General features: G+C 59.3%; 1 protein-coding gene. It reads right to left on the bottom strand.

The features are described 5' to 3' along the window. Window positions 1-327 (bottom strand): SDR family NAD(P)-dependent oxidoreductase (locus EOC94_RS33860; RefSeq protein WP_127295910.1); only part of this gene is annotated, 327 nt, incomplete at both ends.

Below are 327 nucleotides of genomic sequence, written 5' to 3'. Positions count from 1 at the left end.
GTGCCGACCTTGGTATCCATCATTTCGGCGCGTTCGAAGAACCGCGTCTGCGTTGCCCCGGGCATCAGCACGGAGCCTGTGACTCCTGTGTCCCGCAATTCATGACGCAGTGCGATCGAGAAGGAATCGATGAATGCCTTGGTGCCGTTGTAGACCGCCTGGAAAGTGCCGGGCATGAAACCAGCGATCGATCCTGTGAAGAGGATGCGGCCTCGGCCGCGGCGTGCCATCCTGGCTCCGAGTTGATGCGCGAGATAGACGGTCCCGGTGATGTTGGTGTCGATGATGCGGCGGACTTTTTTCCAATCCTGATCGACGAAACCACGG

The organism is Mesorhizobium sp. M6A.T.Ce.TU.016.01.1.1, assembly GCF_003997065.1.
Classification (GTDB): Bacteria; Pseudomonadota; Alphaproteobacteria; order Rhizobiales; family Rhizobiaceae; genus Mesorhizobium; species Mesorhizobium mediterraneum.
This window is presented reverse-complemented; position numbering and strand designations above follow the sequence as displayed.